The organism is Neorhizobium huautlense (genome assembly GCF_002968575.1).
Lineage (GTDB): Bacteria > Pseudomonadota > Alphaproteobacteria > Rhizobiales > Rhizobiaceae > Neorhizobium > Neorhizobium huautlense.
In genome coordinates this window covers 171,822-197,804 of record NZ_PVBM01000005.1, presented here as the reverse complement: position 1 = coordinate 197,804, position 25,983 = coordinate 171,822, and the positions used below count along the sequence as shown (strand labels likewise).

20 protein-coding genes are annotated in these 25,983 nt (G+C 61.7%); 7 read left to right on the top strand and 13 right to left on the bottom strand.

The features are described 5' to 3' along the window. Positions 1-581 precede the first annotated feature (581 nt). From mmsB to C5L12_RS07915, 8 genes are all read right to left on the bottom strand, one after another. Positions 582-1,469: a 3-hydroxyisobutyrate dehydrogenase gene (gene mmsB / locus C5L12_RS07950; protein ID WP_105371489.1), complete on the bottom strand. Its 888-nt coding sequence runs from the start codon at positions 1,467-1,469 to the stop codon at positions 582-584. An 80-nt stretch (positions 1,470-1,549) separates the two neighbouring features. Continuing rightward, positions 1,550-2,629, bottom strand: a complete 1,080-nt coding sequence (locus tag C5L12_RS07945; RefSeq protein WP_105371488.1) for an enoyl-CoA hydratase/isomerase family protein — start codon at positions 2,627-2,629, stop codon at positions 1,550-1,552. 221 nt (positions 2,630-2,850) lie between these two features. Next, entirely contained in the window at positions 2,851-4,446 is a 1,596-nt protein-coding gene (locus tag C5L12_RS07940; RefSeq protein WP_105371587.1) for a GMC family oxidoreductase, read from the bottom strand. A 13-nt stretch (positions 4,447-4,459) separates the two neighbouring features. Next, positions 4,460-5,458: a branched-chain amino acid ABC transporter permease gene (locus tag C5L12_RS07935; protein WP_105371487.1), complete on the bottom strand. Its 999-nt coding sequence runs from the start codon at positions 5,456-5,458 to the stop codon at positions 4,460-4,462. 1 nt (position 5,459) lies between these two features. After that, positions 5,460-6,347 carry a branched-chain amino acid ABC transporter permease gene (locus C5L12_RS07930; protein ID WP_105371486.1) on the bottom strand — a complete coding sequence of 296 codons (888 nt, stop codon included), beginning with the start codon at positions 6,345-6,347 and terminating at the stop codon, positions 5,460-5,462. 256 nt (positions 6,348-6,603) lie between these two features. Further along, on the bottom strand, positions 6,604-7,305 hold the full coding sequence (locus C5L12_RS07925) for an ABC transporter ATP-binding protein (protein WP_105371485.1): 702 nt from the start codon (positions 7,303-7,305) through the stop codon (positions 6,604-6,606). After that, positions 7,302-8,084 (bottom strand): ABC transporter ATP-binding protein, encoded by a 783-nt coding sequence (locus C5L12_RS07920; protein WP_105371484.1) that lies wholly within the window; start codon positions 8,082-8,084, stop codon positions 7,302-7,304. Before C5L12_RS07920 ends, C5L12_RS07925 begins: the two co-directional genes overlap by 4 nt. Beyond that, the gene (locus C5L12_RS07915; protein WP_105371483.1) at positions 8,084-9,286 is read right to left on the bottom strand and encodes an ABC transporter substrate-binding protein; all 1,203 of its coding nucleotides are present in this window, start codon (positions 9,284-9,286) and stop codon (positions 8,084-8,086) included. The genes C5L12_RS07920 and C5L12_RS07915 overlap by 1 nt, the downstream gene beginning before the upstream one ends. A gap of 176 nt (positions 9,287-9,462) precedes the next feature. Between C5L12_RS07915 and C5L12_RS07910 the strand changes: the two genes are divergently transcribed. Continuing rightward, positions 9,463-10,452, top strand: a complete 990-nt coding sequence (locus tag C5L12_RS07910) for a LysR family transcriptional regulator (protein ID WP_105371482.1) — start codon at positions 9,463-9,465, stop codon at positions 10,450-10,452. Here the strand turns inward: C5L12_RS07910 and C5L12_RS07905 are convergent. From C5L12_RS07905 to C5L12_RS07895, 3 genes are read right to left on the bottom strand one after another with little or no spacing between them, the layout of a single operon-like run. After that, a complete protein-coding gene (locus tag C5L12_RS07905; RefSeq protein ID WP_105371481.1) occupies positions 10,398-13,559 on the bottom strand; it encodes an efflux RND transporter permease subunit in 3,162 nt (1,053 codons plus the stop codon). The genes C5L12_RS07910 and C5L12_RS07905 overlap by 55 nt on opposite strands. A 24-nt stretch (positions 13,560-13,583) precedes the next feature. Further along, positions 13,584-14,741, bottom strand: a complete 1,158-nt coding sequence (locus C5L12_RS07900; protein WP_105371480.1) for an efflux RND transporter periplasmic adaptor subunit — start codon at positions 14,739-14,741, stop codon at positions 13,584-13,586. Between the two features lie 49 nt (positions 14,742-14,790). Continuing rightward, complete coding sequence (locus C5L12_RS07895) at positions 14,791-15,393, bottom strand: TetR/AcrR family transcriptional regulator (RefSeq protein WP_245422813.1); 603 nt, start codon at positions 15,391-15,393, stop codon at positions 14,791-14,793. Positions 15,394-15,588: 195 nt separating this feature from the next. Between C5L12_RS07895 and C5L12_RS07890 the strand changes: the two genes are divergently transcribed. Both C5L12_RS07890 and C5L12_RS07885 read left to right on the top strand, forming a co-directional pair. Then, complete coding sequence (locus C5L12_RS07890) at positions 15,589-17,532, top strand: hybrid sensor histidine kinase/response regulator (protein WP_105371478.1); 1,944 nt, start codon at positions 15,589-15,591, stop codon at positions 17,530-17,532. Positions 17,533-17,591: 59 nt separating this feature from the next. After that, a complete protein-coding gene (locus C5L12_RS07885; protein ID WP_105371477.1) occupies positions 17,592-17,873 on the top strand; it encodes a BON domain-containing protein in 282 nt (93 codons plus the stop codon). Between the two features lie 62 nt (positions 17,874-17,935). Here the strand turns inward: C5L12_RS07885 and C5L12_RS07880 are convergent, their stop codons facing one another. After that, positions 17,936-20,278 carry a glucose/quinate/shikimate family membrane-bound PQQ-dependent dehydrogenase gene (locus C5L12_RS07880; RefSeq protein ID WP_105371586.1) on the bottom strand — a complete coding sequence of 781 codons (2,343 nt, stop codon included), beginning with the start codon at positions 20,276-20,278 and terminating at the stop codon, positions 17,936-17,938. Between the two features lie 172 nt (positions 20,279-20,450). Here C5L12_RS07880 and C5L12_RS07875 point away from each other — a divergent pair, with 172 nt between their 5' ends. Both C5L12_RS07875 and C5L12_RS07870 read left to right on the top strand, forming a co-directional pair. Further along, a complete protein-coding gene (locus C5L12_RS07875) occupies positions 20,451-21,086 on the top strand; it encodes a UdgX family uracil-DNA binding protein (RefSeq protein ID WP_105371476.1) in 636 nt (211 codons plus the stop codon). Between the two features lie 2 nt (positions 21,087-21,088). Further along, positions 21,089-21,832 (top strand): glutathione S-transferase, encoded by a 744-nt coding sequence (locus C5L12_RS07870; protein WP_105371475.1) that lies wholly within the window; start codon positions 21,089-21,091, stop codon positions 21,830-21,832. A gap of 99 nt (positions 21,833-21,931) precedes the next feature. Here C5L12_RS07870 and C5L12_RS07865 read toward each other — a convergent pair whose 3' ends face one another. After that, a complete protein-coding gene (locus tag C5L12_RS07865) occupies positions 21,932-22,438 on the bottom strand; it encodes a sigma-70 family RNA polymerase sigma factor (RefSeq protein WP_245422808.1) in 507 nt (168 codons plus the stop codon). 155 nt (positions 22,439-22,593) lie between these two features. Between C5L12_RS07865 and ku the strand changes: the two genes are divergently transcribed. After that, positions 22,594-23,454 carry a non-homologous end joining protein Ku gene (gene ku, locus C5L12_RS07860; RefSeq protein ID WP_105371473.1) on the top strand — a complete coding sequence of 287 codons (861 nt, stop codon included), beginning with the start codon at positions 22,594-22,596 and terminating at the stop codon, positions 23,452-23,454. A 2-nt stretch (positions 23,455-23,456) separates the two neighbouring features. Next, on the top strand, positions 23,457-25,982 hold the full coding sequence (gene ligD / locus C5L12_RS07855; protein ID WP_105371472.1) for a DNA ligase D: 2,526 nt from the start codon (positions 23,457-23,459) through the stop codon (positions 25,980-25,982). The last annotated feature ends 1 nt before the right edge of the window (position 25,983 follow it).

Below are 25,983 nucleotides of genomic sequence, written 5' to 3'. Positions count from 1 at the left end.
TTTCTCCGTGCATAAAATAAGCGGCCTCAAGACTGCCGAGACGGCGCTTCCGGTTTGCGCCCGGAAGCGGCCATCCCCTCTTTATGATTGCTCTGAAAAAGTCCAGCGCTGATCGGCTATCGATTGCAATCCCCAACCCGGATCAACCTTTTTGGTCGGCGAAGTATCCCGAAGCGTTTCCCATTTCGTCCACGAAATAAGCCGCAGATGCCCACGGGGATATTCGAAGATCTCTCAAAAAATAATCCTCCACCCCTTCAATGACTTCCGTCGAACGAGCCGCTCTTTTCGTCCCCCTCCCTCGCCGCCGCGCCACAATCATCCCGTCATCGGATGGGAACCGGGTTCGCGAACCGGCCTCCTCCTCGGGTTCTCGGCTCGGTTCCGGTGATGGTCGTGAAAAGTGGTCTGACGAGGGCTGGGAAATCCTCGAATGATCGCCGAAGCGGCCGGGGCAGGCAGACAAAATCTACCTTCTACCCGCATCACCCACTGCCTGCCCCGTTCCCGACCATGCCGGTGCTGCCGGCGTGGCCAAACGTGTTGGCGAAGCCCGCCTGCATCAGAAGATCGGATCCACCCTAGGCACCCGCCTTCTCCCGCAGCATCTGGATGATCGCGGAAAAGTCGTCGCCGCCATGCCCGGCTTTCTCAAACTCCGCATAAAGCTCGGACGCGTGACGCCCGAGCGGCGTGGCGGCCCCCGTCTGCCTGGCTGCCTCCTGCGACAGCGTCAGGTCCTTCAGCATCAGCGCGGCGGCGAAGCCGGGTCTATAATCGTTGTTGGCGGGCGAGGTCGGCACCGGCCCCGGAACCGGGCAATAGCTGGTGAGCGACCAGCACTGCCCGGACGAGGTGGAGGCGACGTCAAACAGCGCCTGATGCGAAAGACCGAGCTTTTCCGCCAGCCCGAAGGCCTCGCAGACGCCGATCATCGAAATGCCGAGGATCATGTTGTTGCAGATCTTCGCCGCCTGCCCGGCCCCGGGGGCACCGCAATGAACGATCTTCTTGCCCATGGCTTCCAATATGGGTTTTCCCATTGCGAAAGCCTTTTCCGAACCGCCGACCATGAAGGTCAGCGTCCCGGCCGCCGCTCCGCCCGTGCCGCCCGAGACCGGCGCATCGAGCGCGCTGCAGTTCATCACCTCCGCCAGCTTGTGCGCCTTGCGGGCGCTTTCCACATCGATGGTGGAGCAGTCGATGACCAGCGTGCCCTCAGGCAAAAGCGTCGTCAGATCGCTCCAGACCGCCGTGACATGCTGGCCTTTCGGCAGCATGGTGATGACGCATTCGGCATCGCTGACGGCTTCCGAAAGTGCGCCGGCGGCCTTGATACCGGCTGCTGTTGCGGCCTTTACGGAAGCCTCCGACAAATCGAAGCCGCGAACCTCGTGGCCCGCCTTCACCAGATTGGCGGCCATCGGTCCGCCCATATTTCCAAGGCCCACAAACGCGATCTTGGTCATCTTTCCCTCCCGTCTGTTCTTCTTCCTGCCGTTTGGTCGTTATCCCGAAACCCGCTTCCATTTTCGGGGCGCGGCCCGATCTATAGCCGATGGTCCGCAAACAGAACCGGATGCCGCACGGCGAGATATTTTTCGAGCTCCGCCTCGCCCACCTCTTCGAGCGTTAGAGGCCGCCATTTCGGGTTCCGGTCCTTGTCGATCACAGCCGCCCGAACCCCCTCGTAGAAGTCATGGTTGTGCAACAGTTCCGAAGCGACCGTGAACTCGCGCTCCAGGCATTCGACGAGGCTCGAGCTTCCACGCCCCAGGCGCAGCAGCCGCAAGGCCAGTTTCAGGCTCGTCGGCGAGCGTTTGGCGATCACTTCGCGGGTCTTCACCGCGAAAGCATCATCCTCCTTATTCAGAGCTTCGACAATCTCCTCAACGGTATCGAAACCAAAGCAGCGGCTGATCAAATCGCGATTGGCCTGAAGCTGGCTCTCGCCCGGCACGACCGCAAACCGATCCATCACCGCGCGGACCTGCTCGTCCGAAGCGCCACCCTTCAGTTCGCCGAGTGCTTCGACCAGCGCATCGAGCCGTTCGGACGGTACGCAAACATCGGCAAGATCGGCATAGATTGCGTCAGCCGCACCGATCATCTCGCCCGTCAGCCCCATCCACGTACCTGTTTCGCCCGGAGCGCGCGGCAGGAGCCAGGTGGCGCCGACATCCGGCACATAGCCGATGCCGGTTTCCGGCATGGCGAGTTTCGTCCGCTCGGTGACGATGCGATGCTTGCCGTGCGAGGCGACACCGACGCCACCGCCCATGACGATGCCGTCCATCAACGCGACATAGGGTTTGCCGTAATGGGAAATAGCGTAATTGAGCGGAAATTCCTCGCGCCAGAAACGCGTCATCTCAGCGTCCCTGGTCCTGCCCATCTCGTGGATGACGCGGATATCTCCACCGGCGCACAGGCCCCGCTCGCCCTCCCCCTTCAAAATTACGCAGGAAATGTCCGGATCGCCCGCAAACTGCTCCATTGCCGCCTTCATGGTCCGTACCATGGAAAGATTGAGGCTGTTCAACGCCTTCGGCCGGTTGAGCCGGATAATGGCGGCCGAGCCGATACGATTGAGGAGGATTTCATCGGTGTGGTTTGCGGTATCGGGCATGCTGCTTCCTTCTCCTTTGGGTGTTCGGCGCGGGAGATTTTCCCTTCTCCCCAGCGGGGAGAAGTGCCGAGCGAATGCGAGGCGATGAGGAAGCGCACGGCAGAACGCCCATTTCGAGACCGAGGACTTTGCCCCCTCATCCGGCCCTTTGGGCCACCTTCTCCCCGCGGGGGAGAAGGTAACATCGCACCGTCCAAACTCTCTACATTCGACCTCCCACCCTACCTGTTATCCGCCAAAATCATCTCGGCCGCCTTTTCGGCGATCATGATCGTCGGCGAATTGGTGTTGCCGGAGGTTATATTGGGCATGATCGAGGCATCGGCGATACGCAATTTCCCAAGCGCCCGCATTTTCAGCCGTGGATCGACGACACTCTCCGGATCGGCGCCCATGCGGGCGGTGCCGACCGGATGGAAGATGGTCGTGCCGATATCGCCCGCGGCTCTTTCGAGATCGGCTTCCGTCTCGTAGCTCGGGCCAGGCTTGTATTCTTCCGGATGATAGCGCGCGAATGCGGGCTTGCGGACGATTTCCCGGGTTAGCCGGATCGACTTCACGGCAACGTGCCGGTCGGCCGGCGCGGAAAGATAATTCGGATGAATTGCCGGAGAAGCGGCAAAATCCGGGCTTTTCAGATGCACCGAACCGCGGCTTTCCGGGCGAAGGTTGCAGACGCTGGCAGTCATGGCCGGAAATGCATGCACCGGGTCGCCGAACTTGTCGAGCGAGACCGGCTGCACGTGATATTCGAGATCCGCCGTTTCCTTGTCCGGTCCGGACTTGGTGAAAATGCCAAGCTGGCTCGGCGCCATCGACATCGGCCCGGAGCGCTTGAATGCATATTCGAGGCCGATCGCGGCCTTGCCGACCAGGCTCGATGCCTTTTCGTTCAGCGTCGGAACGCCGGTCACCTTGTAGACCATGCGCAGCTGCAGGTGGTCCTGCAGGTTCTCGCCGACGCCCTTGACCTCCTTGACCACATCGACCCCCGCATTCTGCAGGATATCGCCGCGGCCGACGCCGGAAAGCTCGAGGATATGCGGCGTACCGATCGCGCCGGCGCTGAGCACGGTTTCTTTTGCCGCATAGGCCTTCTTGGTGACGCCGTCGTGCTGGAATTCGACGCCCTTGACCTCGCCGTTTTCGATGATCAGCCGCCGCACATGCGCCTTCGTCAGCACGGTGAGGTTCGAACGTTTCATCGCCGGACGCAGGAAGGCCTTGGACGCATTCCAGCGGATGCCGGAGCGCTGGTTGACATCGAAATAACTGGAGCCCTCGTTGTCGCCCCGGTTGAAATCCTCGACGATCGGGATGCCGGCCTCTTCCGCCGCCCTCTGGAAGGCATCGAGCACCGCCCAATGGAGACGCTGCTTTTCGATCCGCCACTCGCCGCCGGCACCGTGCATCTCATCGGCGCCTCGATAGAAATCCTGGCTCTTCTTGAAGATCGGCAGCACGTCGTCCCAGCCCCAGCCGGTGCAGCCCATCTGCCGCCACAGATCGTAGTCCCGCGCCTGGCCGCGCATGTAGATCATGCCGTTGATCGAGGAGCAGCCGCCGAGGATCTTTCCGCGCGGATAGGAGAGCGAGCGGCCGTTCAGCCCCTCTTCCTTCTCAGTCGTGAAGCACCAGTCGGTGCGCGGGTTGTTGATGCAGTAGAGATAGCCGACCGGAATATGCACCCAGTGGTAATTGTCGTTGCCGCCCGCTTCCAGGATCAGGACGCGATTTGCCGGGTCCTTCGACAACCGGTTGGCGAGGACGCATCCGGCGCTGCCGGCGCCGATGACAATGTAATCGTAATTTTCCATTGCTTGTGACCGTTCAGCGCCGATGCTCGAAGCCGAGCTTGCGGCCGAGGCGGGAGGCATAGAATTCGCCGATAAGGCCCCGCCGGAACAGGAGGACGCAGACCATGAAGACGACACCGGTGATGATCGTTACCGGGAAATCCGAGGTCGCCAGATAGTTCTGCAGGGTGACCACCAGACCGGCGCCGAAGATCGGCCCGATCAGCGTGCCGATGCCGCCGAGCAGCGTCATCAGGATGACTTCTCCGGACATCTGCCAGGCGACGTCGGTGAGCGTCGCGAACTGGAAGACCAGCGCCTTGACGCCGCCGGCAAGGCCCGCCAGCGCCGCGGACATCACGAAGGCGCCGAGCTTGTAGCGTGCGACGGAATAACCAAGCGAGGTGGCCCGCGCCTCGTTCTCGCGGATCGACTTCAGGATCATCCCGAAGGGCGAGTTGATGAAGCGCCAGATCACCACCATGCCGATCAGGAACACCGCCAGCACGAAGTAATACATATTGGTCGACTGGCTGAGGTCGATGAAGCCGAAGAGATGCCCGCGCGGCACCGACTGGATGCCGTCCTCGCCTTTGGTAAATTCCGCCTGCAGGCAGAAGAAGAAGAACATCTGAGACAGCGCAAGCGTGATCATCGCGAAATAGATGCCCTGCCGGCGGATTGCCACGTAACCCATGACGAGGCCGAGCAATGCTGCGCCGACGACGCCGGTCAGGACGCCGAGCTCGGGCGGGAAACCCCATTCCTTCACCACATGGGCGGTGAAATAGGCAGCCCCCCCGAAGAACGTCGCGTGGCCGAAGGAGAGCAGCCCGGTATAACCGAGCAGCAGGTTGAAGGCACAGGCAAACAGGGCGAAGCAGAGCAGCTTCATCAGGAAGATCGGGTAGAAGAACAGCGGCGCGAGAAGGAGCAGGATCAATCCCGTGGTGAGGAAGATCGCGTAGGTCATCGACGCGGTGGCCGACCGTTCGGCGCGCGGTTTGGCTGCGGTATGGGTCATGTCGCTCATCTTACGCATCCCGTCCGAAGAGGCCGGCGGGCCTCAGCAGAAGCACGATCGCCATGATCACGAAGATCACGATATTCGAGGCTTCCGGGTAAAATACCTTGGTGAGGCCCTCGGCGATGCCGAGCATGTAGCCTGTGACGATCGCGCCCATGATCGAACCCATGCCGCCGACCACGACCACCGCGAAAACGACGATGATGATGTTCGAACCCATCAGCGGCGAGACCTGGTAGATGGGGGCCGCGAGCACGCCGGCGAAGGCCGCGAGCCCCGCCCCGATCCCGTAGGTCAGCGTCAGGAGCACCGGCACGTTGACGCCGAAGGCCTGTACGAGAACCGGGTTTTCCGTCGCCGCGCGCAGGTAGGAACCGAGCTTGGTCTTCTCGATCAGCAGCCATGTGCCGATACAGGCGACAAGCGATACCACGACGACCCAGCCCCGATAGATCGGCAGGAACATGAAGCCGAGATTCGTGCCGCCGGCAAGCTGCGCCGGTACCGCGTAGGGCTGGCCGGATGAACCGTAGAGATAACGGAAGGTGCCCTCTATCGTCAGCGCCAGGCCGAAGGTGAACAGCAGGCCGTAGAGCGGATCGAGATTGTAGAGCCTCGACAGCATGGTGCGTTCGATGAATGCGCCGAACAGGCCGACGACGATCGGCGCGAGGATCAGCGCGAACCAGTAGTTGATGCCGAAATACTGCAGCATCAGCATCGCCGCAAAAGCGCCGAGCATATATTGCGCGCCGTGGGCGAAATTGATGACCCGCAACAGCCCGAAGATGACGGCGAGGCCGAGGCTCAGCATCGCGTAGAAGGAGCCGTTGATCAGCCCGATCAGGAGCTGCCCGAGAAATGCCTGGAGCGGGATTCCGAAGATCATCGTCATGGGGCGAGGCTCCTCCTGACCAATGTCGTCGCGATTTGAGGAAGACGGCGCGGCGTGCCAATCTCCCCCCTTGTGGGGGAGATGCCCGGCAGGGCAGAGGGGGGTGGCGCCACACCCTCTTCAGTCGAACTTGCCGTACTACCCCCCTCTGTCACCTCCGGTGACATCTCCCCCACAAGGGGGGAGATCGGGAGCCTGCCGCACCGCCCATATTCCATATCCAAATGCCGAGGTTTCCTGAGAGCGATCACCATCCCTACACCCCCAGCACTTTATGCAGCATGTCCATCTTGCCCGGCAGTTCGCCGACCGGGAAATCCGCGACCATCTTGCCATGCTCCATCAAGTAGAAGCGATCGGCGATGCGGCTTGCGAAGCGGAAATTCTGCTCCACCAGGAGCACCGTCATGCCGCGCTCCTTGAGTTTCTTCAAAACCTCGCCGATCCTCTGCACGATGACCGGGGCAAGTCCTTCGGTCGGCTCGTCCAGGATCAGCAACTTCACGCCCGTGCGCAGGATGCGGGCGATCGCCAGCATCTGTTGCTCGCCGCCGGAGAGTTTCGTGCCGGGGCTGGCGCGGCGTTCTTTCAGGTTCGGGAAAAGTTCGTAGATCTCGTCGAGCGACATGCCGCCCTCCGCCACCACCGGCGGCAGCATCAGGTTTTCCTCGACGGTCAGCGTCGAGAAGATCCCGCGCTCTTCCGGCACGAAGCCAATACCGGCATGTGCGGTCTTGTGCAGGGGCACGCCGAGCATGTCCTTGCCAGCGAAGCGGATTTCGCCCTTCCGCTCGCGGATGATGCCGACGATGGTGCGCAGCGTTGTGGTCTTGCCGACGCCGTTGCGGCCGAGAATGGTGATCGTCTCGCCCTCGCCCACGGTCATGTCAACGCCGTGCAGCACATGGCTTTCGCCATACCAGGCATTGAGGTTGGAAACTTGCAGCAGAGGGGTCATGCGTCCTCCGAACCCATATAGGCGAGCCGCACGCGTTCGTCCTGGCTGACCGTGGCATAGTCGCCTTCGGCGAGGATTTCGCCGCGCTGGAGCACGGTGACGTGGTGGCAGATGTCGGCGACGACGGAAAGGTTGTGCTCCACCATCAACACGGCCCGGGTCTTGGCGACTTCGCGGATGATGTTGGAAACGGTGCCGATATCCTCCTGCCCCATGCCGGCCATCGGCTCGTCGAGCAGCAGGACCTTCGGATCGAGCGCCAGCGTCGTGGCGATCTCCAGCACACGCTTGCGGCCGTAGGAAAGATCGGCGGCCAGCGAGTTACGCTCCCGCTTGAGGCCGACTGCCTCGATCAGCTCGTCGGCGCGGGCGTTCAGGCGATCGAGCGAGGACATCGGCAGCCAGAACTGCGTTGCGAGACTGTTCGGCCGCTGCAGCGCGACGCGGACATTGTCGAGCACGGTCAGATGCGGGAAGACCGCGGAGATCTGGAACGAGCGCACCAGCCCCATGCGCGCCACCTTGTCCGGCGCGGTCCTGGTGATATCCGTGCCGAGCAGGGTGATCGAGCCGGATGTCGGCTGCAGGAACTTGGTGAGCAGGTTGAAGACGGTCGTTTTCCCCGCCCCGTTCGGGCCGATCAGGGCGTGGACGCGCGCATGTTCGACGTCGAGATCGACATTCTTCACCGCCGCGAAGGCGCCGAAGTGTTTCGTGAGGCCGCGGGCGGAAAGCACCACCCGCGGCTCCTCATGCGTTGCTGTCGCGGAAACCGCCATTACTTCACCAGCTCGCAGCCGCTCTTTGCAGGATCCATGTAGGCTTCCTTGCCGGGAATGGTAGCGAGAACATTGAAGTAATCCCACGGCTCCTTGCTGTCGGCCGGCTTCTTGACCTGCAGCAGGTACATGTCATGGATCATGCGGCCGTTCTTGGCGACCGTGCCGTTGCGCGCGAAGAAATCGTCGACCGGCATTTCATGCAGCGCCTTGGAGACGGCGTCCGCGTCGTCCGTTCCGGCCTTCTGGATCGCCTTCAGATATTGCGTCACCGCCGAATAGGTTCCGCTATGGACCATGTTCGGCATCTTCTTGGTGCGGGCGAAGAACTTCTTGGCGAATTCGCGGCTCTTGTCGTCGAGGTTCCAGTAATAACCTTCCGTCAGCGTCAAGCCTTGAGCAGCTTCAAGGCCCAGACCATGCACTTCGGCAAGCGTGAAGAGCAGGGCCGCGAGGTTCTGGCCGCCGGCAGTAATGCCGAATTCGGCCGCCTGCTTGATGGCGTTTGCCGTGTCGAGACCGGCATTGGCAAGCCCGATGACCTTGGCGCCGGAAGATTGCGCCTGCAGGAGGAACGAGGAGAAGTCGGTGCTCGCCAGCGGATGGCGGACCGCGCCGACAACCTTGCCGCCGCTCGACTTAACGAAATCGCTGGTCTGCTGCTCCAGCGAGTAACCGAAGGCGTAGTCGGCGGTCAGGAAGAACCAGGTGTCGCCGCCTTGCTTCACGAGCGCTCCGCCGGTGCCGACGGCGAGAGCGTGGGTGTCATAGGCCCAATGGAAGCCATAGGGGCTGCAGGCCTTGCCCGTAAGATCGGTGGTCGCCGCGCCGGTGACCATATTGATCCTTTTCTTTTCCTTACCAATCGCCTGCACGGCGAGCGCAACCGACGAAGTGGTCAGCTCCATGATCGCATCGACCTGCTGGGTATCGTACCACTGGCGGGCAATGTTGGAGGCAATGTCAGGCTTGTTCTGGTGGTCGGCGTCGACGATCTCGACCGGCACGCCGAGCACCTTGCCGCCGAAATCCTCCACCGCCATCTTCGCGGCTTCGACCGACGACTTGCCGCCGAAATCCGCATAGACGCCCGATTGGTCGTTCAGGACGCCGATCTTGACCTTGCCGTCCGATGGGCTCTGCGCAAAGGCCGCGCCGCTTGCCAGAAGAACCGCCAGGGACGTCAGAATTGTCTTTCGCATGATTTCTCCTCCCAGAGATGCCAGAGTGCGAGTCTGTTCAAAATTGGTGAGCCACTCTCCTCAAAGCGACCATTCCCAACCTCATGCTTTAGTAAAACCGCCATTGACGCAAGCTGGAACATCAAATTAATTGCAAACAGCATCTGTGCATTTTTGAACAGATGCTTGGGGGGATCATGACCGGAAATCCGAACTTCACCTGGGACGACCTGCAATATTTCCTGGCGGTGGCCCGCACCGGCCAGCTCTCGACGGCTGCCCGGCAGTTGCGCACCAGCCACGCCACCGTTTCGCGCCGCATCGACCGGCTGGAGTTTTCGCTCAAGGTAAAACTCTTCGAACGCAATCCGCGCGGCTATGTTCTGACCGCGCTCGGCCAGCGCTTCATAGAGGCGGCGGAACGGATCGAGGCGGAGGCGGATCGACTTGCCGCAGACATAACCTCCGGGACGACCGCCCAGCGGGGCGTGGTGCGCCTGAGCGCGCCGGAAGGATTTGCGAACTTCTTCTTTGCCGACAAGATCCGCGATTTCTGCGACAGCCATCCGAACATTTCGCTCGAACTGGTGACGATCCAGCAGATCATGTCGCTGTCGCGCAAGGAAGCCGACATCGCCGTGTCGCTCGATCCTCCCAAGGAAGGCCCCTATCTCACCGAAAAGCTGACCGACTATAACCTGAACGTCTACGGGTCGAAATCCTACCTCGCCAAGGCCGCTCCAATCCGCAGCCGGGAGGATCTGCTCGAGCATCCCTTCATCGGTTATATCGAGGATATGATCTTCGTTCCCGGCCTGGATTACCTCGGCGACGTGCATCCGGGCATCAAGGCGCGGTTCCAGAGTTCAAGCATCTTCGCCCAGATGACGGCCACTTTGAACGGGCTCGGGCTCTGCGTGCTGCCGCATTTCATCACCCGCACGCAGCCGGATCTGCAGATCGTCCTGCCGGACGAGGTGGAACTGCGGCGCAACTATTGGCTCGTCTGCCATCGGGACCTGAGCCACATACCGCGGGTGCGCATGGTGACGGACTACATCTTCGACGCCGTCAAACACAATCAAAACGCCTTCCTCCGGGGATTCCAAGCCCCGGAGGAAGGCGGGCGACATTATTCGGCAGCCATGGGCAGGGGTGTTTCACGGCTTTCGAACAGGTCGCCTTGATTTGCCGGCTGGAGGTCATCATCGCTCTTCTTCTTACGTTCGCGACCAAAGAAGAGCGCATAGCCGGCGGGGAGGACGAGGATGGTGAGCACGGTGGCCACGAGAATGCCGCCCATCATTGCATAGGCGAGCGGTCCCCAGAACAGGCCGCGCGAGATCGGGATCAGCGCAAGCACCGCAGTCAATGCCGTCAGCGTGATCGGTCGGAAACGGCGGACGGCGGCGCCGACGATCGCTTCCATCCGGTCCATGCCGGCGGCGATATCCTGATCGATCTGGTCGACGAGAATGATCGAGTTGCGGATGATGATGCCGAGCAGCGCGATCACTCCGAGGATGGCGACGAAGCCGAAGGGCGCGCCTGTGATCAACAACGCCATGGCGGCGCCGATGATGCCGAGCGGGCCGGTCGCCAGCACCAGCATGGCCTTGCCGAAATGCTGGAGCTGGACCATCAGCAGGAGCAGGATGACAAGCAGCATGATCGGCGCCTTGGCGGCGATCGACGCCTGGCTTTCGGCAGAATCTTCAGCCCCGCCCTGGATCTCGATCTTGTAGCCCGCCGGCAGGCTGGCCCGCAGATCGGCCATGCTGTTGTAGAGGTTGAGCGAAACCTGGGTGGGCTCGATGCCATCCGGCAGCGTCGCCTTGACGGTGATCGTCGGCAGGCGGTCGCGGCGCCACTCGATGCCTTGTTCGAGCACGGGCACGACCTTGGCCACCTGCGAGACCGGCACGAAGCCGCCGAAATCGGTCGGCACATAGACCGACTGCACGGCCGAAAGCAGATTGCGGGTCGCTTCCGGTTCACGCACGACGATGGACACCGTTTCCTCGCCGTCTCGGAAGTCGCTGATCGGCGCGCCTGAGGCGGAGGCCTGCAGCATCTGGCGAACGCGCTGCGAGGTAACGCTGAGGGCGCGGGCGCGATCCTGGTCGACGACCAGTTTCATCGCGGGCACCGGCTCCAGCCAGTCGTCGTGGATGGCGCCGAACAGCGGCTGCTGCCGGTAGCGTTCCTTGACGAGATCGGCGATACGGCGGACCTCGGCCTTGTCGGGACCGACCACGCGCATCTGCACGGGCCAGCCGGTCGGCGGACCGAGGAAGAGACGGTCGACCTTGCCGCGCACGGTCGGGAAATCCTTCGCGAGGATGTCCCTCAGCTTGACGATCAGCCGCTCACGCTCTTCGACACCCTTCGACATGATCAGGAGCTGCGCATAGTTCGGGTTGCGGAGCTGCTGGTCGAGCGGCAGGAAGAAGCGCGGGGCTCCTTCGCCGATGAAAGTAGCAACGAAGGTCTTGTCCTCATCGGGCAGGATCTTGTTTTCCAGCGCCTTGGCCTGGCGCTCCACCTCTTCGATCGCCGTGCCTTCCGGCAGCCACATGTCGACCAGGATTTCCGGCCGCGACGACTGCGGGAAGAAGCTCTGCGGGATGAACTGGAAAGACCAGAGGCTGCCGGCGAAGACACCGATCGTCAGAAGGAGAACGATGATCCGGTGCCGGACGGCCCAGCCGACCGTCGAGCGGAGCCGCCGGTAGAAACGCGTGTCATAGACATCATGATGGGTGCCGGCATGCGCCCGCTGTTTCAGGATCATGTAGCCGAGCCAGGGCGTGAAATAGACCGCCACGAACCAGGATACGACGAGCGCGATACCGACCACGAAGAACAGCGAACGGACATATTCGCCGGCGGTCGACTCGGCAAAACCGACCGGAATGAAGCCGGCGGTGGTGATCAGCGTGCCGGTGAGCATCGGGAAGGCGGTGGAGGAATAGGCGAAGCTTGCGGCGTCGATGCGGTGCAGCCCCTCCTCCAGCTTGCGCTCCATCATCTCGACCACGATCATCGCGTCGTCGACGAGGAGCCCGAGCGCGATGATCAGCGCGCCGAGCGAGATGCGCTGCAGCTCGATGCCCAGGTAGTACATGATCGCAAGCGTGGCCGCGAGCACGAGCGGGATGGCGATCGCGATCACGATTCCCGAGCGCCAGCCGATCGAGATCAGCGAGACGACGAGCACGATCGCCAACGCCTCGAGGAGCGCCTGGGTGAACTCGCCGACCGCCTCCGTCACGACTTCCGGCTGGTTGGAGATCTGCTCGACCGAAACGCCGACCGGCAGGGTCTGTTCGAAGCGGTGATAGGCGGCTTCAAGCTCGTGGCCGACATCGGTGACCTTGAAGCCCTTGGCCATCACGACGCCAAGCTGGACGCTGTCCTTTCCGTTGAAGCGGAACTTGCGCTGGAAGGGATCTTCGAGACCTTCCTTGACGGTGGCGATATCGCCGATCCGGATCACCTGATCGCCGGCGCGCAACCGCAATTCGCGAATGTCTTCCGGCGTCGTAACACCGCCTTCGACAGAAATCCGCACGGAATGGTCGGCGGTCTCCACACTGCCGGAAGGATCGACATCATTCTGGCCGGAAAGCGCGTCGCGGATGTTGAGAACGGTCAGACCGCGCTCGGCAAGAGCTTTGGACGAGACGTCGATGAAGATCTTCTGCGGCTGATCGCCGAGGATGACGGCCTTTTCCACGCCGGGCGTCGCAAGCAGTATGTCACGCGCCTGGATCGCGAACTGCTTGAGCTCGGGAAAGCTGTAGCCTTCGCCGGTGATCGCGTGCAGCGTGATGAATGTATCGCCGAACTCGTCGTTGAAATAGGGGCCGAGCAGGCCGGACGGCAGTTCCTGCCGGATATCGCCGATCTTCTTGCGCACCTGATAAAAGGCGTCGGCGACTTCCTCGCCATCAGTATCGCCGTTGATCTGGACGGTGGTGATCGCGAAGCCGGCGCGGGTATAGGAGCGCACGAAATCGAGATGCGGCGTCTCCTGCAGCTTGCGCTCGATCTTGTTGACCACCTGGTTCTGCATCTCGTCGATCGAGGCGCCGGGCCAGACGCTTTGAACTACCATGACGCGGAAGGTGAAATCCGGGTCTTCCTTCTGGCCCATGTTCATGATGCCGAGCGCGCCCATGACGATGATGAGGCCAAACAGGAAGCGCGCGATGCTTGGATGGGCGATTGCCCAGCGCGACAGGTTGAATGAGGCTTTTTCCGAGGGATCGGCCTGATGCGAGGAGTTCATGGTCGTGGTCCTTGAAACCGGAAATCAGGGCGCAATCGAAGCGGTGCTGATGCTGCTGACGGAGCCGAAGCGGGACGCAACGGTTTCGGGCAGCTTCACCTTCATATCTTCCTGCATGAACTGGGTACCGGCCGAAACGACGAGATCGCCTTTTTCGAGCCCCTGCAGGACACGTACGCCGTCATCGGAGAAATCGGCGACGGTAACGGCGCGGGAACTGACGGTCCCCTTCTCGCGATCGACGATCCAGACCACCGGATGACCCTCTTTCTTGCCGAGCGCCGCAAGCGGAATGGACCAGGTCTGCACCGCGTTGTCTTCGGCGGCTTCGATCGTGGCAGTCATTCCGAGAAGCACGCGCGGGTCTTCCGGCAGGCTTACGCGGACCGCGAAGGTGCGCGACTGCGCATCGGCGCTGCCGGCCACCTCGCGGACCTTGCCGTCGAGCACGAGATCGGCGGCGGACCAGAAGCGGACCTTGACCGTCTTGCCGGGCTTGAACTGACCAACCTCTACTTCCGGAACGGCAACCTGCACTTCCTTGCCGCCATCGACGGCAACGGCCATGACCGGCGTGCCGATGCTGACGACCTGGCCTATATCGGCGCTGACCGTCGTGACGATGCCGTTCTGGTCGGACTTGAGCTCGGTATAAGCCACCTGGTTGCGCGCCTGATCGAGGGCGGATTGAGCGGATTGGCGGGCGGAAACGGCCTGGTCCCGGGCAAGCGCCGCCTGCTCCAGTTCCGATTGCGAGGTGATATTCTTCGAGTGAAGCGAGTCGGCGCGGCGATAGGCAAGTTCGGAGATTTCCACCTGCTTCTGTGCGGAGGCCAGATCTGCTTCGGCGCGACGAACCGCCAATTCGTAGTCCACGTTATCCAGCCGCGCCAGGACTTCGCCATGGCTGACGCGGTCGCCGACATCTACAAGCCGCTCGGTGACCTTTCCGGCAACGCGGAAGCCGAGATTCATTTCCGTGCGCGCCTTGACGGAGCCGGAATATTCAAGCCGCCGCCCCTGATCGGGAGCGGCAATTTCAGCCACCTTCACGGGGCGCACCACTTCCGGCGCTTCGGCTTTCTTCTCTTCCGAGCAGGCGGTGAGGACGGCGAGCGCTGCAGCAAGCGCCAGAGCCTTGGAGAAAAAAGACACGTGATTTCTGGGCGTCACGACAAACATGGTCCGCACTCCTAATAGCGGGTAACGAAAAAGGCGCGTCCGGCGCCGATCACTTCAATGCATGCAAAACGAATTCCACGATATCGGCAGGGGTACTGTGCCGGTTCTCGACCAGACACTCGGCAACGATCTGCGGATGGCAGAGCACAACCATGCTGGAGCAGCAGCATTCCGCCGCCACGTCCGGATTCTGCTCGCGGAATTCGCCAGTCTCGATACCTTCGCGGATGAGGCCGGCGACGATGACGCGCATCTTCTCGATGTGGTCCTGCACGGCCCCCCACTGCTCCTCGATGGCGATCACCACCATCTCGTGCACCTTGTTCTCATGGAGAAACGTTTCGACCGTGATGCGGTGCTGCTGCAGGAAATGGTCGCGGATCCGTTCTGTCGCGCTTACCGGGCGCCTTGCGTTTTCAAGCGCGACGGCCTGGCTTGCTTCCAGCATGCGCCGGGCGAGCGCCTGGTGGATGTCCGCCTTCGAGGAGAAGAAACGGTAGATGTTGGCCGGCGACATGCCGAGATCGCGGGCGATATCGGCGACATTGGTCTTTGTGTAGCCGTAGTGCTTGAAGAGACGCTCTGCCGCATCGAGGATGCGGGTGACGTTCTCCTGCTTCGTTGTCTCCAGGGTCTGCTCCATGGAATCCATCTTGCTGGCGGCCTTCTGTTTACGACTGACGAATTTCATATTTCGTCAGTCGTAAACTCATCACATGTGTTTGTCAACGCCGACTCCGCCGAAAGGGGCGAATCGTGTTAAGGTCGCACCGTGGCGGGAACCATTCCGGGCGTTGCACGTTACGCTACGTCGCGCCGCGCGATCCGCCGGCGCTGGGGACGATTAATGAGTATGACGCAAAGTTACGACGTCTCGTTGCTTGATGAGGAGCGCTATAGACTTCTCGTGGACGCAATTACCGATTATGCGATCTTTATGCTGGATGCGGACGGCCGGATCGTGAGCTGGAACCCGGGAGCGCAACGCTTTAAAGGCTACGAAGCCTGGGAAGTGCTTGGAAAGCATTTTTCACACTTTTACACCCCCGAAGACCGCCTAGCCCGTCTGCCGGAAAAGGCCTTGCGGACGGCGGCGAGCGAAGGCCGCTTCGAAAGCGAGGGCTGGCGGGTGCGAAAGGACGGCAACCGCTTCTGGGCTCATGTCATCATCGATCCGATATGGAGCAGATCGGGCGAACTTCTGGGTTTCGCCAAGGTAACCCGCGATCTAACGGAGCGGAAACAGGCCGAACTCGAGCTCAGGCGGAGCGAGCGGCAATTCCAGATTCTCGTTCAGGGCATCTCCGACTACGCGCTCTACATGCTCGATCCCGACGGCTACGTCAGCAGCTGGAACGTCGGCGCTGAACGCATCAAGGGCTACCAGGCCGAGGAAATCGTCGGAAAACACTTCTCTCAATTTTATACGGAGGAAGACCGCGAACGCGGCGAGCCGCAGCGCAGCCTCGATATGGTCAGGAAAGAAGGGCGGACCGAGAGGGAGGGCCTGCGGCAGCGCAAGGACGGTACCCGGTTCTGGGCTCATGTGATCATCGATGCGATCCACGACGACAACGGCGAGCTTATCGGTTTTGCCAAGATCACCCGCGACATCACCGAAAAGATCGAGGCGCAGAAGGAACTTGCAAAGGCCCGGGAAGAGCTCTTTCAAGCCCAGAAGATGGAGGCGATCGGCCAGCTCACCGGCGGCGTCGCCCATGATTTCAACAATCTCCTGATGGCAGTCCTCGGCAGCCTTGAAATTCTGAAGAAGCGATTGCCTCAGGACCCTTCGATCACGCCGTTGCTCGACAACGCCATCCAGGGCGCCGAGCGGGGTGCCGCGCTGACGCAGCGCATGCTGGCCTTCTCCCGCCGCCAGCAACTCAACATGCAGACGGTCGATGCCCCCGCGCTGATCGGCAACATGATGGACTTCGTTCAGCGGTCGCTTGGCGCCGAGGTGCGCATCGAAACGCGATTTTCAGGCAATGTGGCTCCGGTCGTCACGGATCCTGTGCAGCTCGAAACGGCCCTCCTCAATCTTGTCGTCAATGCCCGCGATGCCATGCCCGGCGGCGGCCTGATTACGATTGCTGCCGAAGACTATGTCGCGGACGAACATCACAAGCAGCTGAAGCCCGGCCACTATGTCCGGCTGTCCGTGGCCGATACCGGGGAAGGCATGGACAGCGAGACGATCTCACGGGCCGCCATACCGTTCTTCACCACCAAGGGTGTCGGCAAAGGTACCGGTCTCGGGCTCTCCATGGTGCAGGGCCTGACCGAACAATCCGGCGGCAAGCTGTTGATCGAGAGCAAAAAGGGGCACGGGACGACCGTTTCGCTGCTCCTCCCCGTCGCCGATGTCAACGACTGCCCTCCACCTTCTGAGACGGCGATGTCCGCGCTTGTCGACCCTCCCAAAGGCAATCTGACCATCCTGGCTGTCGATGACGACGCTCTCGTGCTGATGAACACGACGCTGATGCTGGAGGACCTCGGTCACACCGTGATCGAAGCCTACAGCGGCGTCGACGCGCTCCGGGAGCTGAAAAGCGGCGCTCACAAAGTCGACCTTGTCATCACGGATCATTCGATGCCGCGCATGACCGGTTCGGAACTTGCAGCCGCCATCCGCGAGGAATGGCCGGGGCTTCCGGTCGTCCTGGCAACCGGTTACGCCGAACTGCCTTCGGGCGGCGACAACCGTCTGCCAAGGCTGCCGAAGCCATTCTCGCAGAACCAGCTTCAGGAAACCATCGCCTCGGTATTGGCGGGCGCAGCCTGAACCAATTCGCTACGACAAACGTTGTTTGGCCGGACCTTGACAGGAACGGAGAGCGATCAATGGTTTTCAAACATCAGCATTTTCACGAGACACCGCCGGAAGTCGAAGCGGAATTTCCGCCGAGCGCCACCCTGGAAGGCGCCGTTTCCGATGCGCTCGCATCCGCCGGCGGCATAGACGCCTCCGACGTGACTGTGACGGCCCATGGTGCAACCGTCACGCTGGCAGGCACTGTCCTGCAGGAACGCGAGATCGCCCGAGCCGGGGAAGTCGCACGCGGCGTCGCTGGCGTCACAGACGTCCGAAACGAGATCAGCGCCAAGGGCCTTGCGGGCTTTTGAAGCGATCACGGCGAAGGCCCGAAGGCAAGACCTTCGGGCCTTCGAGCACTCCAGGCCATTCGTCAGCGCGGCAGCGCGTAGGCGATGACGTAGTCGCCCGGTTTGGTGCCGACCGAGCCGTGGCCGCCGGCCACCATCACCACGAATTGACGGCCGTCGTCGACCGCATAGGTCATCGGCGTGGCCTGCCCACCGGCGGGCAGCCGCGCCTTCCAGAGTTCCTCGCCGGTGGTGAGGTTATAGGCCCGCAAATAGTTGTCGACGGCCGCCCCGAGGAATGCCAGGCCGCCCTTGGTGATCATCGGACCGCCGATGCCGGGCACCCCGACCTTGAAAGGCAGAGGCAGCGGCGTCATATCGTAGACGGTGCCGTTGCGGCGCTTGTAGGCGATCTCGCCTGTCCGCAGATCGGCAGCGGCGACATAACCCCAGGGCGGCGCCTGGCAGGGGATCTGCAAGGGGCCGAGGAAAGGTCCCATATACACGCCGTAGGGTGCCCCCTCATTGCGGTTAAGGCCTTGTTCGCTGCCCTTCTGATCCTGCTCCTTCGGCGGGATCTCGGAGCGCGGCACCAGGCGCGAAGTGAAGGCGAGATAGGTGGGCATGCCGAACATCACCTGCCGTTCCGGGTCGATCGCGACGCTGCCCCAGTTGAAGGTGCCGAAATTGCCGGGATAGACGATTGTGCCCCTGAGGGACGGCGGCGTGTAACGGCCCTGGTAGTTGTACTGGTGATAGCGGATACGGCACACCATCTGGTCAAACATGGTGACGCCCCACATGTCCTTTTCCTCAAGCGGCTCCGGCTTGAAGGTCAAGGCGGATGTCGGCTGCGTCGGAGCGGTGAAATCCTCAGGGATCGCCCCTCCCGGCGCCGGTTCTTCCGTCACCGGAATGATCGGCTCGCCGGTGCGCCGATCGAGCACGTAGATATCGCCCTGCTTGGTCGGTCCGACCAGCGCCGGTACGACGCTGTTGTCCGGCTTGGTGATGTTGAGAAGCACCGGCTGGGCGGGAACGTCCATGTCCCAGAGGTCGTGATGCACCGTCTGGCGCACCCAGCGGTCCGCACCGGTATTGAGGTCGAGCGCCACGATGGAGGATGAATATTTTTCGACGCTTTCGCTGCGGCCCATGCCCAGCTGGTCGGGAACCTGGTTGCCGAGCGGGATATAGACGAGCCCCAGTTCTTCATCGACGCTGAAGACGGACCAGCTGTTCGGCGAATTCGTCGTGTAGGTCTGGCCGGGCTGAAGCGGCTGCGTCTGCCCCGGATTGCCCGAATCCCAGTTCCAGATCAGTTGTCCCGTATTGACGTCGAAGGCCCGGATGACGCCCGACTGCGACTGAGTGGAATAGTTGTCGTTGACCGCCCCGCCGATGATGATCTTGTTGCCGGCGATCGCGGGTGGCGACGTGGAATAATAATAGCCGGCCGGATTGTATTTCATGCCGGCCTCGAGACGCAGCGTGCCGTTGTCGGCGAAGGATGGGCAGACCTGGCCGTTTGCCGCATCGAGCGCAATCAGGCGTGCATCCGAAGTCGGCAGATAGACGCGTTCCGCGCAGGGCGTTCCGGCCGCCGCTGCCGGATCCTTGTAATAGGACACGCCCCGGCAGGTCTGGTGCTGCCTGTCCGGATTGAGGCCGGCATTGGGATCATATTTCCATTTCTGCTGGCCGGTGGTGGCGTCCAGGGCGATCGCCCAGTTGTGCGGCGTGCACAGATAGAGGGAGTTGCCGACTTTGAGCGGCGTCACCTGATAGGTCGTCTCGCCCACATCCTCCGGAAGCTTGACGTCGCCGGTCTGGTAGCGCCAGACCTCCGTGAGGTTGGCAACATTGTCCAGGTTGATCTGGTCGAGAGGCGAATAACGCTGGCCGAAAGGCGTGCGTCCATACTGATGCCATTCGCCGGGGGGTACGTTTCCGCCCATGGCGGGCGCCGCCGCCACCGACTGTGTCGGCAATTCGCCGGTTTTGCTGAGCGGATCCATAAACATCGAGAGGACGGCGACCGCAATGGCAATCGCCAGCGAGATCGCAAGCGGCGTGGCACTTGCGCCATAACGTGCGCCGGTAGGGCTGAGAAAGCCAAGCGGCTGCCGGATCGGGGGCGTGAGCAGCCAAAGGCCCAAAAGAATGATGACACCTCCGCGCGGTCCAAGCTGCCACCAGTCGAAGCCGACCTCCCAGATCGCCCAGACGAGCGACGCCAGCACGAGGACCGCATAGACCCTGAGCGCCACGGACTTCCTGAGGAAAAGAAGAATTGCAGTCAGCACGAAACCCAGACCGCAGATAAGATAATAGGCGCTTCCGCCGAGCAGCACCAACTGGCCGCCGCCGACGGCCAGCGCGATCCCGATCAACGTAAAGAGGATCGCGGTGATCTTGATGGCCATTTTGAAAAACCCTGTCCGCAAAAAAGATATGAAGCCGCGTGGGAACAATCCGCGCTCTGCGCCTTTAACCCGAGCTTGGCGGAAAGGTTCCAGCACGACCGGACATTCCCCCGCTCGATTTTCCGGAACCTGCGGCAGTCGAGCTGGTTCTGCCACATCAAGGAGTTCCGGCATGCTGACCTCCCGCAAAGGCCCCGCTTTCGAAACGACGGGCGCAGACGGAGACCACATTTCCGACGTCAGGAACGACGCGGAAAATTGCACCCGTTGCGATCTTTATAAAAACGCCACCCATCTCGTCTTCGGTGAAGGGCCCGGACGGGCAAGGATCCTGTTCGTGGGCGAACAGCCGGGGGACAGGGAAGACCTAGCGGGCAAACCCTTCGTGGGGCCGGCCGGCAGGCTGCTGGACCGCTGCCTCGACGAAGCGGGCGTCGACCGCGACCTCTGCTACGTCACCAACGCCGTCAAGCATTTCAAGTTCGCCGCCCGCGGCAAGCGCCGCATCCACGCAAAGCCGAATGCCGGCGAAGTGCAGGCCTGTGCCTGGTGGCTGGCGGCCGAACTGCGGCTGGTGAAGCCGAAACTTGCCGTGGCGCTGGGCGCGACGGCGCTCTATTCCTTACTGGGACGGCAGGCCAAGGTCACCCGCGACCGGGGAACCGTGTTGCGTTCGCCAGACGGGCTGCCGGTCCTCGTCACCATCCATCCCTCGGCATTGCTGCGGACCATGGATCAGCCGGATGCGGAAATGAACAGGGCCCGGTTTGTTGAGGACCTGAGGAAGATCGCGGATTTTGTGGAGTAGGCATGGCATACGAACTTTATTACTGGGACGGCATTCCCGGCCGGGGCGAATTCGTGCGCCTCGCTCTCGAGGAAGCCGGCGCCAAATATCTCGACGTGGTGCGAACCAGCCACGGGATGTCCGCCATGATGGAATATCTGCGTGGTAAACACGGTTATCTCTGCACGCCCTTTGCTCCGCCGTTTCTCAAGGATGGCGACATCATCGTCTCCCATGTGGCCAACATCCTGCACTATCTCGGCCCGAAACTGAATCTGGTTCCGAAGGACGAGAAGTACCGGATCTTTGCGCACGGCCTGCAGCTCACGATCGCCGATTTCGTGATGGAAGCGCACGACACGCACCATCCGATCAGCACCGACGACTATTACGAAGACCAGAAGGACGAGGCCAAGGCGCGTACGGAGGCCTTCCTCAAAAACCGCGTGCCGAAGTTCATGGGTTACTTCGACCGGATCATCGAGGGCAATCCGGCAAGCGGCGGCTACGCGATCGGCGGTGCGCTAAGCTACGTGGATCTGTCGCTGTTTCATGTTTCGGAAGGGCTCGCCTATGCCTTCCCCCGCGCCATGAAGAACTTCGACAGCTCTTTTCCGCGTGTTGCCAGACTGCGCGACATGGTCCGCGATCGGCCAAACCTCAACGCCTATCTCAAGTCCGATCGTCGGCTCGCCTTCAACCAGTCCGGAATATTCCGGCATTATCCGGAATTGGACCAGGATCCGGGCCGAACCGGGATCAGATAAAAAGGAAAACCGGCGCGATCGTCGCAACGATGACGGCCACGGCAATCAACGTGAATTTCATGGATGATCCCCCCAAGGCGACTGGCCTCAACCGACAGCTCAGCTCGCATCCTCTCCCAGTTCCTGCAATATCTGATGCCTCGCGCGATTGAGCCGACTTTTCACCGTGCCGACGGCGCAGTCGCAGATTTCGGCAGCGGACTCGTAGCTTTCGCCGAGGATCGCCACGAGGGTCAGAACTTCGCGGTAGTGCGGCGGAAGCTTCTGCAGCGCCCGCTGCACCTCCTTTGCCCGCGCAGCGGTCTCCTGGGTCGCCGCCATGGCGGTGTCGCCGGAAACATTTTCCTCGACCCCCGGCGCCTCGCGGCCGAGCACCTTGACGCGGGTGTAGAACGTGTTGCGCATGATCGTGAACAGCCAGCTCTTCAGCTTGGTGCCCGGCTCGAATTTGTCGAGGTTGGCGAGCGCCTTGGCAAGCGTCTCCTGCACCAGATCGTCCGCATCGCTGGGGTTGCGGCAGAAAGTGCGGGCAAATGCGCGGAGGGCCGGGATGAGCCTGACTATGTCCGCACGTGCAGGATCACTATTCAACTGTGATTCAGACACCGTTGCCTACCTCTCCGAACTCGATGGGCTGGAATTTCGGTGGCAAACGCACGCCTTGCGTGTTTGGTTCCAGTAAGATGAATAGCTTGTTCATCTTGCTCGCGGAACAAACCGGCCCATACCCCTGTTGATAGGACTCTCACGGAGTTCTGATCGTGGCACCGCGTGCAAATTGGAAGGGTTATCTCAAGGTTGGCGAATTGAGTTGTCAGGTGGCGCTTTATACCGCCGCCTCCACGTCCGATCGCGTCAGCTTCCACATCATCAACCGGGCAACCGGCAACCGCGTCCACCGCCAGATGGTCGATGCCGATACCGGCAAGGCGGTGGAGAACGAAGACATCATCAAAGGCTACGAAATATCGAGCGGCGAATATGTCTTCCTTGAGCCGGACGAGGTGAAGGCGGCAGTGCCCGAGGCCGACAAGACGCTGGAGCTGGAAGCCTTCATCCCTTGTGACGGTGTCGACACCGCCTATCTCGACAGGCCCTATTATCTGGCGCCGGCCGACAAACCGTCGGCGGAGATCTTCGCCCTGATCCGCAAAGGACTTGAAGAAAAGAACGTCGCAGCCCTTGCCCGGACCGTATTGTTCCGGAGGCTCCGGACGCTGCTGATCAGGCCGGGCGAGCAGGGCCTGATCGCCAGCACGCTCAACTATGATTACGAGGTCCGGCCGGCCAAGGAGATCTTCTCGGACATCAAAAACTTCAAGATCGACGGCGAAATGCTCGATCTCGCCAGACACATCATCGACACCAAACGCGGCGAATTCGACCCCACCGAATTCGACGACCGCTATGAGACGGCCCTTGCCGAACTGATCCGCGCCAAGATCGAAGGCCGCAAGCTGAAGAAGAAGGCAAAAGCGGAACCGAAAAAAGTGTCGAGCCTGCTCGACGCCTTGCGTCAGAGTGCCGGCACACCCTCAGCAAGGAAGAAGGCCGCGCCCAAGAAGACCGCCGGTAAAACCGCATCTCGCAAGACCGCCGCTCCGCAGAAAAAGGCTAGCTGACCATGGCGTTGGAAACCTATAATCAGAAACGCAATTTCAAGGTCTCGCCGGAGCCTCAGGGGAAATTCTCCCGCACCCGCAAGGGCAAGACCACCGGCAACAGCTTCGTGATCCAGAAACACGACGCTACCCGGCTCCACTACGATTTCCGACTGGAGATGGACGGGGTTCTGAAAAGCTGGGCCGTCACCCGCGGCCCGAGCCTCGTTCCCGGCGAAAAGCGTCTTGCGGTACATGTGGAAGACCATCCGCTGGACTATGGCGGTTTTGAAGGCACCATTCCTGAAGGCAATTATGGCGCCGGGGCCGTCCTCCTTTGGGATCGCGGCTCCTGGGAGGCGATCGGCGATGCGCATAAGGCCTACAAGAAAGGCCATATGGAATTCGAGCTGAAGGGCGAGAAGCTGGAAGGCCGCTGGCATCTGGTGCGCATGGGCCACCGTGAAGGGGAAAAGCGCGAGAACTGGCTGCTGATCAAGGGTGAGGACGAATTTGCCCGCAGCGAGGGCGATGCCGACATTCTGGAGGAGATGCCGCTTTCGGTGAAGACCGGAAAGACGCTCGAGGAAATCTGGGGCCGCACGCCGCCCAAGAAGAAGAAGGCGATCAGGAAAAACAGGCCGACGGCTCCGGAGCCCGAAGCGACGGAGGTTGCGGTCGCCGGGGTTAAGGGCGCGAAAAAGGCCGACCTGCCGGAATTCGTCGAGCCGCAGCTTGCGACATTGGTGAAAGCCGCGCCCTCCGGACAACGGTGGCTGCACGAGATCAAGATCGATGGTTATCGCCTGCAGGCGCGGGTGGAGAACGGCAAGGTCAGGCTGCTCACCCGCACCGGCCTCGACTGGACCCACAAGTTCGGCGAGGAGATCGTTTCGGCATTCACAAAGCTCGATCTGTCGAGCGCCGTGATCGACGGCGAGGTTGCCGTTGAAGCCGGTTCCGGTGCGACAGACTTCTCTCTGCTGCAGCAGGATCTGAGCGAGGGGCGCTCGGATCGCTTCACATTCTACGCCTTCGATCTCCTCCATCTCGACGGCTACGATCTGACCGGGGCAAAGTTGCTCGCGCGCAAGGAGGCGCTGGAGAGGCTTCTAGCCGGCAGCGGCCCTGCCCTGCGGTATAGCGAACATTTCGGCGACGAGGGAGGGCTGGTGCTCAAACATGCCTGCCGGCTCAGCCTCGAAGGCATCATCTCGAAGATAGCCGACGCACCCTATCGCCCCGGGCGCGGGCGCGATTGGGTAAAGTCGAAATGTTCCGCCCGGCAGGAATTCGTCGTAGCGGGCTACGTCCCCTCCTCCGTCAGCAACAAGGCGATCGGCTCGCTGGTGATGGGCTATTACGAGAAGGGAAAACTCCGCCATGCCGGACGTGTCGGCACCGGTTATTCCGGCGCGGTGGCGCAATCCCTCTTCAAGCGGCTGAACGAGATCCGCATCGACAAGAGCCCGTTTGACGAAAAGCTCGCCGCGGTGGAAAAGAAGGATGTCGTTTTCCTGAAACCGGAGCTGGTCGCCGAGGTGGAATTCCGCGGCTGGACGGCCGACGCGCATATCCGGCATGCGGCGTTCCGAGGATTGCGGGAAGACAAGGATCCGAACGAAATCGTCCGGGAGGGCGGCCCTGTGACAGCTACCGAGGAGGAAAAGCCGCCGAAACGGACGGTCAATCTCACCCATCCCGACCGCCTCTACTGGCCGGATGCAGGCGTGACCAAGGCCGGTCTGGCGGATTATTACACGCAGGTCTGGCGCCTGATGGCTCCTTTCGTCGTCAACCGGCCGCTGGCGCTCATCCGTGGCCCTGACGGCATCAACAGCCAGCTCTTCTTCCAGAAGCACGGCTGGAAGGGCATGACGAAAAACGCCGTCCTGGTGAAGGATCCCGCCGATCCGAGCGAGGAAGATATCACCATCCGCGACCTAGACGGCCTTCTAGGCCTGGTCCAGGGCGCGACGCTCGAGGTCCACCCCTGGGGCTCCAATCTCGACGACTGGGAAAAGCCGGACATGGTCAATATCGACCTCGATCCCGGCGACGGCGTCTCGTGGACGGAAATCATTGCGGCGGCACACGAGGTGAAGCAGCGATTTGAGGACATGGGGCTCACCGCCTTCGTCAAGACATCGGGCGGCAAAGGATTGCATGTCGTGGCGCCCGTGAAGCCGAAAGCGGAATGGCCCCAAGTCAAAGCCGCAATGAAGGCGCTCGCCGACGGCATGGCCGGCGACGACCCGGACAAATACGTCTCGACCATCACCAAATCGAAGCGCAAGGGAAAGATCCTGATCGACTACCTGCGCAATGGCCGCGGCGCGACCGCCGTCGCTCCCTACTCCACTCGTGCCCGCCCTGGCGCCCCGGTCTCCATGCCGGTCGCCTGGGAAGAACTCGGCGGCGCGATCGGCCCGAATTATTTCACCGTCAACAACGCGCCCGCCCGAATCTCTCAACAGACAAGCGACCCCTGGGGCGATTTCCGCAGAGCGGAGACGCCGATTGAATTTAAGGAGAAGAAGAAGAAATAGC